This is a genomic window from Staphylococcus auricularis (assembly GCF_001500315.1).
GTDB lineage: Bacteria > Bacillota > Bacilli > Staphylococcales > Staphylococcaceae > Staphylococcus > Staphylococcus auricularis.
On the sequence record NZ_LLER01000053.1, the window covers coordinates 1 to 217 of the forward strand.

At 50.7% G+C, this 217-nt stretch carries 1 rRNA gene; it reads right to left on the reverse strand.

Annotation, left to right across the window (positions count from 1 at the left end):
* Positions 1–217 (reverse strand): 16S ribosomal RNA (locus tag APS80_RS10470); the annotation flags it as partial.

The following is a 217-nucleotide window of genomic DNA, read 5'->3' on the forward strand; positions in this document are numbered from 1 at the left end:
ACCCTCCACGGTTGAGCCGTGGGCTTTCACATCAGACTTAAAAAACCGCCTACGCGCGCTTTACGCCCAATAATTCCGGATAACGCTTGCCACCTACGTATTACCGCGGCTGCTGGCACGTAGTTAGCCGTGGCTTTCTGATTAGGTACCGTCAAGACGCGCACAGTTACTTACGCATTTGTTCTTCCCTAATAACAGAGTTTTACGATCCGAAGAC